Annotated in this window: 1 protein-coding gene; it reads left to right on the forward strand. The window is 42.5% G+C overall.

Going from position 1 to position 1,186, the window contains the following annotated elements; translation table 11 throughout:
* Positions 1–72: 72 nt before the first annotated feature.
* On the forward strand, positions 73–1,186 hold a 1,114-nt coding region (locus tag DDE80_RS14370; RefSeq protein ID WP_108308629.1), incomplete at its 3' end, for an IS4 family transposase.

Genomic DNA, 1,186 nt, shown 5'->3' on the forward strand with positions numbered 1-1,186 from the left:
AAATTCAATAAAAAAGAGAGATTCCATGTAAAATGTAAGTTACGACACCAACTTTTACGAGGAGAATCTCTCATGGCTAAGAATACCACGGTTTTTACTTTACTTCAAAACTTTATTTCACAGGACGAAATCGCGGGGATTCTCGCTGAATTTGGTTTTGAAGATACAGCTCGTAAATGTGATGTCCCAACGCTTTTAAACTACTTGGTTGGCGCTGCGACCTTTGAATGGAAAAGCTTACGTTACGCCGCCGATGTGGCGACCGATAAAGGCTTGAAATCCGTGGATTATTCCACCCTTTCCAAACGTTTAGGTGAACTGAATTACCTCATCGTCAAGCGAATTTCCGAGTTGATTATCAGCCGATTAAATCGAGCTGCCAAGCGCAAACTGAAACTCAAAAAAGAGCTATTAGCCATTGATTCCACGACGATTACCGTTGGGAAAAATCGATTACCTTGGGCGCTTTATCATGGTGAACGTTCAGGCATCAAGTTACATGTGAGTTTCACGAATAGCACAGCTATGCCACTTCAAATCGTTGAAACGACAGGCTTAAAGCATGATGGCCCAATCGGTGTTGAACTGGAAGACAAGCGATTTATCCTTGTGGCCGATCGCGCTTATTTTTCGATTGAAAAAGCTGATCGTTACGCCAATACGAAGCAAGATTTCGTCATCCGTTTAAAAGAAAACATCCAATTAAACCGCAAGAAATCCTTAAAAAGAACAAAGATTGAAGGGTCAAATATCGTCGCTGATTTCACGTGTACACTTGGGACCGTACAAAATCAAACAAAAAAACGCCATCGTGTCGTGGAATTTACCGATTATGAAGGGGCAATTGTACGTGTCATTACCAACCTTCGTGACGTCACAGCCGAAGAAATTGCGGGCATGTACAAGGAACGTTGGGCAATTGAATCTTTTTTCCGCTGGATCAAGCAAAACTTAAACGTGCCCGTGTTATTTGGCACGACTAAAAACGCAGTATTTAGCCAGCTTTTTGCGGCGTTAATTGCCTACGTATTACTCAAGTTTTTGCATACCGAGGGACACAAGAAAAACAACTGTAAACGCCTCTCTTTCGCTGGTTTTACGCGCCAGCTTCTTTGTGCTACTCTGCCAATCGAATGGCGGATTGGTCTGGGAGAAATACTCGAATTTCATCGCGAGCTGTATCAAA

This window comes from Metalysinibacillus jejuensis (assembly GCF_003057615.1).
Classification (GTDB): domain Bacteria; phylum Bacillota; class Bacilli; order Bacillales_A; family Planococcaceae; genus Metalysinibacillus; species Metalysinibacillus jejuensis.